The organism is Peribacillus sp. NPDC096622, from assembly GCF_044762665.1.
GTDB classification, from domain to species: domain Bacteria; phylum Bacillota; class Bacilli; order Bacillales; family DSM-1321; genus Peribacillus; species Peribacillus frigoritolerans_B.
In genome coordinates this window covers 294,054-302,712 of the sequence record NZ_JBIWES010000006.1, presented here as the reverse complement: position 1 = coordinate 302,712, position 8,659 = coordinate 294,054, and the positions used below count along the sequence as shown (strand labels likewise).

General features: G+C 37.9%; 4 protein-coding genes. 3 read left to right on the top strand and 1 reads right to left on the bottom strand.

Translation table 11 applies throughout. The annotated features are described in order from the left end of the window. Positions 1 to 351 precede the first annotated feature (351 nt). Both ACIQYG_RS14030 and ACIQYG_RS14025 read left to right on the top strand, forming a co-directional pair. A complete protein-coding gene (locus ACIQYG_RS14030; RefSeq protein ID WP_402838915.1) occupies positions 352 to 1,518 on the top strand; it encodes an FAD-dependent oxidoreductase in 1,167 nt (388 codons plus the stop codon). A gap of 22 nt (positions 1,519 to 1,540) precedes the next feature. Then, complete coding sequence (locus ACIQYG_RS14025; RefSeq protein WP_402838940.1) at positions 1,541 to 2,209, top strand: TetR/AcrR family transcriptional regulator; 669 nt, start codon at positions 1,541 to 1,543, stop codon at positions 2,207 to 2,209. A 450-nt stretch (positions 2,210 to 2,659) separates the two neighbouring features. On the opposite strand, the gene ACIQYG_RS14020 is transcribed toward ACIQYG_RS14025, so the two are convergent. Continuing rightward, the gene (locus tag ACIQYG_RS14020) at positions 2,660 to 3,985 is read right to left on the bottom strand and encodes an FAD-dependent oxidoreductase (protein WP_402838913.1); all 1,326 of its coding nucleotides are present in this window, start codon (positions 3,983 to 3,985) and stop codon (positions 2,660 to 2,662) included. A gap of 1,563 nt (positions 3,986 to 5,548) precedes the next feature. Between ACIQYG_RS14020 and ACIQYG_RS14015 the strand changes: the two genes are divergently transcribed. After that, positions 5,549 to 8,635, top strand: coding sequence for an ATP-binding protein (locus tag ACIQYG_RS14015; RefSeq protein WP_402838911.1), 3,087 nt, complete (start codon positions 5,549 to 5,551; stop codon positions 8,633 to 8,635). Positions 8,636 to 8,659: the final 24 nt, after the last annotated feature.

Sequence of the window (8,659 nt, the reverse complement as noted above, 5' to 3'; positions counted from 1 at the left end):
CGTCACCGTAGACACCCTTGCATTAAGCTAACCACTACTACTGCCTTCATGGTTCGGGACTTTCACCCTATAGATTGCACCCATGCCGGGCGCACGAAAAAGCTGCCTTAAAGACAGCTCTGATCTTCAGCTAACGCACCCGTTAGTTTAAGTACACTTCTTCACAAACTTATATTAGTTCGGAACAAAGATTTAAGAAAATAATTGATAAATCAGCTCTTTAGTTAGTAGAGAAACGCGAACTTAAAAAGTTACCACCAAATATAACGAACACTGTTCTTTACAAACACCGTTCGTTATATTATAAATAGAACAAGACATTTAAAATTTAATTTATAGGAGTTGATAATTATGATAATGAAAACAAAAGAAATTCAGGAACAACGGATTGCTATTATAGGGGCAGGTCCAGGCGGCCTCACATTAGCTCGCATTTTACAGAAACATGGTGTAAAAACGGTCGTCTATGAAAGAGAAAAGTCTCCAACTAGCCGCCAACAAGGTGGTACATTAGACCTTCATGAGAATTCCGGACAATGGGCGTTAAAAGAAGCTGGCTTATTTGAAAAATTCCAAACGCTTGCTCGATATGAAGGAGAAGACTTTCGTCTTGTAGATAAATCGGGTAAAGTCTATTTGGATGAAGTTACAGATAAAAATAATGGAAAGCGTCCTGAAATCGATCGTGGAATACTTCGTGAGTTATTATTAGATTCTGTTGATTCAACTTGTATTCAATGGGGACATAAATTGACACATGCCGTTCCTTTAAAAAATGGCATACATGAACTTCACTTTGAGAATGGGCATGTTGATACTGTTCATCTTGTGATAGCTGCCGATGGCGCTTTTTCACGTATTCGCCCTCTTGTAACGGATTCCGTACCTGAATATACTGGACTCAGCATGGTTGAGCTAAATATAAAAAATGTAGCAACCTCTCATCCAAGTATTGCTGAGCTCAATGGTCATGGAACATTCTTTGCCATCGCTGATCATAAAAGTATTTTTGCGCAGCTAAATGGAAATGGGAATATTCGTGTATATTTATCATTTAAAGTTGACCACAACTGGCTAGATACTTGTGAAATCCCGTTCAATGAACCTGATAAAGCTAAACAACAGCTACTTCAGTACTTTAATGATTGGGATGAGTCTCTAAAAGATTATATCCGATTTGCTGATGAAGCTATACTCCCAAGACGTATATATATGTTACCTATTGGCCTTAAATGGATTCATAAACCAGGTGTCACTCTGATTGGCGATGCGGCACACTTAATGTCGCCTTTTGCCGGAAAAGGCGCAAACTTGGCAATGCGGGATGCTGCGGAATTGGCATTGTCAATTGTTAAGCATGAGAATGTTGATCAGGCGGTTCAAGGATACGAGAAAAAAATGTATGTGTATTCCTCCCAATCAGCCGAAGAGTCAGATTCGAACCTCAAGCTTTGTTTTTCAGATAATGCCGCAGTTAAATGGATGGATTTAATGAAACAATATAATGACACCATTTGATAAAGGAGATTGGAAAAGAATGATGAATAAATCAGAACGCACGATTATTAGCCGTCGTTCGCGGCCTGCTAAGGATCCATTAAGCAAAGATCTTATTGTGAGAACTGCGTTAGAAATTTTAAAGAACCAAGGTCTTTCTGGGCTGAGCATGCGTAAAATTGCCAAAGAGTTAGATACGGGTCCATCTTCTCTATATGTGTATGTTAAAAACGCTCAAGAGTTAAGAGCGTATGTGTTAGATTATGGACTCGAAAAGGTTGTCTTGTCAGATAGCCAAGGGCATTGGAAAGATGAGTTATTTGATGCACTAGAATCTTATCTAATGACTCTCTATGAATCACCAGGGATCGCTGAACTTGCTTTAACGACACTTCCAATAGGACCTAACTCATTAGCAATGATAGAATATATCCTTCAGCGTCTTCATGCGGGTGGAATTCATTCTACTTCAGCAGCGTGGGGAGTAGATCAACTATTTATCTATGCTACTTCAGTGGCATTCGAACAAGCTTCACGTAAACAGAATGGAACTGCGATGGATTCCCTTTACGTTTCTTACCAATCAGTGGATGCTAGGGAATATCCAATAATCTCTAGTTTAAAAGAGGAATTATTCTCGGGAGAACAAGAACGTTTTCGTTGGGGATTAGAGGTGATCCTGCAAGGAATATTACAAATGCAAAATAAATGAGAACACAGCACTTTATGAGGTGTATCTTTGTTTTATTTCTCCTATGCTATTGAACAAAACAGAGCACCCTTCGAGGACGAAGATATTATAAATTATCAATACCTAAATCGTAAAATCATTAAAAAATAAAGGGGGATACATATTAGTCTTGTATAATATGTATCCTCCCTTTTCTTTCCTGTTCCACAATCGCGCCCTATAATGAAATAACGAAAATAGAAACATGGATGCAAATGAGCTTATTTTTTTCTTCAACTAACCCCCCCCGTTTGTTCAACAAGAAAATCTACAAGATTATTTAACAGTGTCTTTTTCATTAGAAAAAGACTCACAAACGAATCATGAGTCTTTTTTCTCGTATATTCTTAATAACTATTGTAAAAGCATTAGAAGAAAACGTTATTAAGTATTCAGAGATCTATAATTGTTACATCCTTTATAACAGGAGAATCATTCATGCCGCTGATTAGTAAGAATCGCGAATAGTACTTTTGGATGAAACAGATGGAGAGGGCTTCGGATAAGATTCATTACTCTGACTAATCGAATATATATTTCCGGCTCAGAAGCTGAAAGTTCATATACCCTTTTGCAGTACCACTGCTTGTATGGCTGAACAAAAGTTCGCTCCCCTTTAATTTCGGGATGACGAAGAACCTCTGTTGTCGCCATTTCCCAAGGAACGTCGATAATCTTAGAAATCTTCTTATGAAATCTTTGACCAAATCCCTTGTCAGCCCTCTTCGTTTGAAAAAGAGAAGATTGCAACTCTAAAGCTTGCACCGCAGCAACAGAAATTCCCTGTCCGAAAAGAGGGTCAAAACGGCAATGAGCATCACCAATGATTAAGAAACCTTCCGGAATGTTTTTTGCTAGATCAAAACGGCGTCGTACTTGATAAGGAACCCGATGTATTTTAATCTCGGAAAGAGGCTCTGCTCCCTCAAGAAATCGAAGAACATCAGGAACAGGAATTCTTTTTGCGTATGAGATAAATTCCTCATTTGTGTGTGGTGCATATGCATTAGCATACCCGCTGAACGTGACAGAGAATCGGTTTTCTTCAAGAGTTTGAATATAGGCACCGTAAGGGTTATCGGGAAAGCTCGGTGATATAAGGAGGTTTTGCCATTCGGGATGTTCTTGACTTTTAAGAGAATAAAGGCGTGTTGCATAAAACAATTGAATCTTAACTTTTTCTTCCTTCACTTTTACATCAAGTGCTTGTAGCCAATCTATACTCTTAGAGGCAGAACCGCTGGCATCCACTACAAAACTGGCATCCAGTTCTTCTGCGAGACCCGTCTTAAAGGAACGTACTCGGACTCCTAGAACGGTATGGTCATGCTTGTTTACTAACAGCTGTTCCGTTTTTGTTTCATATCGAGTAGTAATATTAGGAACTTCTTCAACCCGTCTTTGTAAATGCCATTCAAGCATAGGCCGGCTTTGCTGAATCAGGATAAACTCTCCAGAAAACCGTTGTTTCCAATAACCAAAATGGTGCCACTTCAGATCTTTTGTAAAATTAGTGACGATGCTGCCATCTTCTATTAATTGAGACACTATCCCCGGAAACAAAATCTCAATGGCTTCTTCTCCTCTTTTCAATAAAACGTGAGGGTGGTAGCTCTGAGGAACTCTTTTTCTAGGGACTTTTTCTTTACATTCTTGACCTGCTTCTATGATGATGACTTGCTGAAAAAAATGAGACAACGCTTTAGCAGCTAATTTACCGGCAATCCCCCCACCAATGACTACAGCCTTTTCCCGCATTTTACTCCTCCATTTTTATTTTATATTTACATGATTGAAGCATTCAGAAAACTTTTACTGTTTTGCTATTTTAAGCACGATCTTATTATAACTAAAAAACAAAAATAGGAGTAGAAAGATTAGCTATCACTTGGAACTGTTGATTCAACAGATTCGTTTGAAGTAGCGCCAGCGAATTTGCAAATCACCACATATATTTCCAGTTTGTGTTATGGAACTATCCTGCCCCGTTAGCGCCATATGAAAAAGCTGCCGTAAAGACAGCTCCGATCTTCAGCTAACGCACCCGTTAGCCATCCATGAAGCGCAAAAATCAGCGCTTCACTAAAGAGAATGAACATTGGTCTCTATGTCGATAATGTTTTAATGGCTGCGAAGAAGGTCGTTGAACTATGGTGCCTTTGAGCCCATCCGTTAGTCTGACTCCGACGACCACGGTGTACCACCGACTGTCGCGCCCTTTATGGGTAGCACTCATGGGAGATTAATCCTTTTTTGGTCGTCGCGCTAGCCTCTACTTAATTTGCTTTGATTGGAGGTTTTTGTTTAACGATTGACCAAACTCAATCAGATCACTCATTAGGCTCAGCCTTTTTTTAAAAAGCGTTTTTACTGGGTCTATTTTGTTGTGATTTTTTCTGGATTTTGAGCTTTTTTAATTTTCATGGGAGTTTAAGTAGTTTTTTCACAAACTTTTTAGTATTTCAGTTAATACAGGAATGCTGCTCCTTTAGTTCAACAAAAAAATGCACTTCTCCTTCTTGAAGAAATGCACTCGTTTGTTTAAAAAACTGTGGTCTCAATAACAGTCTTTCACCATATGAATTAATTTTTGGGTATATTCTACTTCATAAGCATCAGTATCCTTATTGAAGTATTTCTCACTGAGCCCCTCCATTTGACGTATAAATATTTTTCTTCTGGTTCATCTTTAAAAATGACATTAGCAACTGTTCCTTTAATTGCACATGTGTTCCACTTCATACCATAGTGAGCGTAGACTTGTAACCAATCACTGGCTTTATATCCAGCTCCTTAAAGACAATCCTTTGTTGCATTCTCCATTAATAATGAGCGAACAGGATTACCTTTTAATCCGTCATATATTAATAGAGGAACTCCAATGAATACTAAGAGAAAAATGATAACAATTAAACGTTTAGTATTTATTCCCAAAAATACATCCCCCTAAATTCATCACGCCTCTTATCTTTTTTTGGCTTTTCTCTATTTTTTTAATGGAAGTCGAGGACTTTCGTCTTGATATATAGAGTAAGTCCACTCTTCATTTTCCATTTTTGAACATTGATAATTATCACAAGAAAACAGTTAGGTCTGCTTATCAGTACGTATACTTACCGCAAAATAGTAGGGGATTACTGCCCCGTTCACAGGTCAAATTCCCTATTGATAAAATTAAGGATTACAGTCCATTAACTAAAATATTTATTATTCTCGTATTAATATTGCGAATTTTTTCCTATTATGGCAACCTATAGAATGAAGAATATATTTCATAACAGTAATCAAACAATTTGGTTAGCTATTCTAGGGAGAAAACCTATGTCTGTTCGAAAAATACTAACAATCGTTTTTGTTTTTATACTACTTCTTACAAGCCTCAGAGTCATTTGGTTCATCAAAAATTTACCACTCAATCAACCGTTTGTTGAGGAAGGTGTCTTTGACTTAGTTCATTTTCCATTATCTGATAAATCCACCGTTGCCCTTGATGGCGAATGGTCATTTTACCCAAATATATTTGCTGTTCCTAAAGAACTGCCAACGCTGGACAAACATAGCTTCATTCAAGTCCCACGTGGGTGGAAGGAGCTTTCCACTTTAACAAACGATACTAAGCAAGTTGGAACTTACGAATTGCGGATCCATGTACAAGACGACGAAAAAAAGTACGGTTTAAAATTACACCGAATTTCAGACTCATTTATTCTATACGTAAATGGAGATAAGATCGAACAGCGAACTGCTTCCATTGACCCAATGAATCAGTCCTCTCTCGTTCCGACCATCATAACGGCGACACCCGATGAAACGGGATGGATTCATCTTGTAATTGCTGTTTCTTCCAGTGATGAAATCTATGATGGCGGGTTATTAAAATCGATTCGTTTCGGAACAGAAAGAGCTATTATCAGAGAACATTGGACATCATTGGCAATGCAGCTGATGGTGGCTTCAATCATGCTAGTTCACGGAATATATGCCTGTATTCTTTATTTTATTCGTCCAAAAAAAATCGAGCTTTTGTACTTTATGGTGGCCATGTTACTCTCCTCCCTATCCATTTTGGTTAGTGACGATCGCCTCATTCTTCAATGGGTACCATTAAATTATGAAATGTTTGTTAAGCTTGCATATCTGTCATACACAGGGCTCTCCGTTTTCTTCTTATTGTTTGTGAGGTATTTATTTACTAATTACAAAGGAAATCAAATGGTTCGATGGATTTCAGGTTTTTGCGGGGTGTATGGGCTTTTTATTGTTATGGCGCCGATCACATTGATACGGGAATGGTCAATATTACTACTATTTGTACTAGGAATACCGTTTACTGCCATTATATTGCTTATGTTTCAAGTAATCGTAAATAAAGTGAAGGATTCCCTCTTTTTACTGCTGGCCGCTATTAGCGTGGCTTCAAGCATCCTATGGTCGACCTTTGCTGGAAGAGTACACTCGCTCAATTTAGGGATTATTAGTATGATTGACCCTAACTTTTATCCAGTTGATTTAACCCTTGCACTTTTGTTTTTTTCCACATTTTGGTTCATGCGATTCTTTCGCGCAAATGACAAAAATCATGAACTCGTGGATAAGCTCCAAAAGGAGTATACTACAAAGGATCAATTTTTAGCCAATACTTCCCAAGAGCTTCGTAATCCTTTGCACGGGATGATCAATATGGCTCAAAGCATTATCGAACAAGATAGGTCACGACTTACTCCTCAAAGCAAACAAAAGCTTGAGCTTCTCATGGTCATCGGTCGGAGAATGTCCTATTTATTAAACGATTTAATTAATGTGACGAAAATTCAACAAAACAAAATCAACTTGAAGAAACAAACGTTTGACCTTCTTCCTGCCATCAGAACCGTTGTTAATGTTCAAAGGATTATGATGGACTCGAAGAATCTTCACTTTCAATTAGTCATCCCTAAAGATTTCCCGCCTGTTTATGCAGATGAAACCCACCTCAGACAAATCATTTTCAATTTACTGAATATTTCGGTGAAATATTCAGTAAATGGTGTAATTATTGTTGAAGCCGAGGTGAATAACAAGGAGGCTGTCATCCATATAAAGGATTCTGGAATCGGAATGGCTGATGAAAAACTGAAGCGTGCTTTCCTTTCGTATGAGCTAGGGTCAAAGGAGCGTTACGATGACCTAAACGGGCTGGGGTTAGGGCTGAGTGTTTGCCACAAATTAGTCAGGATGAATAACGGAACGCTAACCGTTGAATCCAACCTTTCAAAAGGCTCTATTTTCACATTCACCTTGCCGCTCACACAGGATGATGAGGGAAAACAGGAAGAAAACGGTCTTGCTCCATCCACCAGCCAAGAAGACATGGTCCATCAAGAGTTAGCAATATCCGAAGATCCACTATCTACAAGGGATAAGCAAGGTTATATCAAACCAAAAATTTTGGCTGTTGATGATGACCCAATGAATCTTCACGTTTTAAAAAACATTCTCTCAGGTGAAGAGTATTCAATTGAAATCGTAACAAGTGGTGAAGAAGTTTTAAAACGGTTGGACGAAGGTTGGGATCTCATTATTGCCGATGTTATGATGCCAAAAATGTCAGGCTACGAATTAACAAGAAAGATACGAAAGCACTTTTCTATTTCTGAACTTCCTGTTTTATTGCTAACAACTCAAAATAATCCTGAGGAAGTTTATACAGGGTTTCTAGTAGGAGCAAACGATTATCTAGTAAAACCAATAGATTCGCTAGAATTAAGGGTACGGATTGGCGTTGTTATCGACCTAAAGCATTCGATACAGGAACGATTAAGAATGGAAGGTGCTTGGTTGCAATCACAAATCCAGCCACATTTTCTTTTTAATACACTAAATTCAATTGCTGCACTAGGAGTTACTGATTCCTCTAGAATGCTTACTTTACTCGATGAATTCAGTAATTATTTACGCTTAAGTTTTGATTTTAATAATGCTGAACCGCTTGTTCCGTTATCGCATGAACTTTCGCTGGTCCAATCTTATTTATATATTGAAAAGGTTAGGTTCAATGAGCGTCTTACAATTAATTGGGAGCTTGACTACAGCGGTGAATGGATGATTCCACCTCTAACGATTCAACCCCTTGTCGAAAATGCAGTTAACCATGGTATTTTATCGAAGCCAGGAGGGGGTACTATCTCGATAAAACTATCAAAAGAAGCCCATGATTTAAAAGTTGAAATTTGTGATGATGGTAAAGGTATGAGTCCAGATATACAACAAAATCTGTTTACATATGTAAAGTCTGAACATAAAAAAGGAATAGGACTAATCAATGTCAATCGTCGTCTTGAGCAAATGTACAGGAAAGGATTAACAATTCAAAGTAAATTAAATCAAGGAACAACGATTACGTTTTTCATCCGAAAAGATAAGGGATAATCAATTTACTTATCTTTCGGTTTT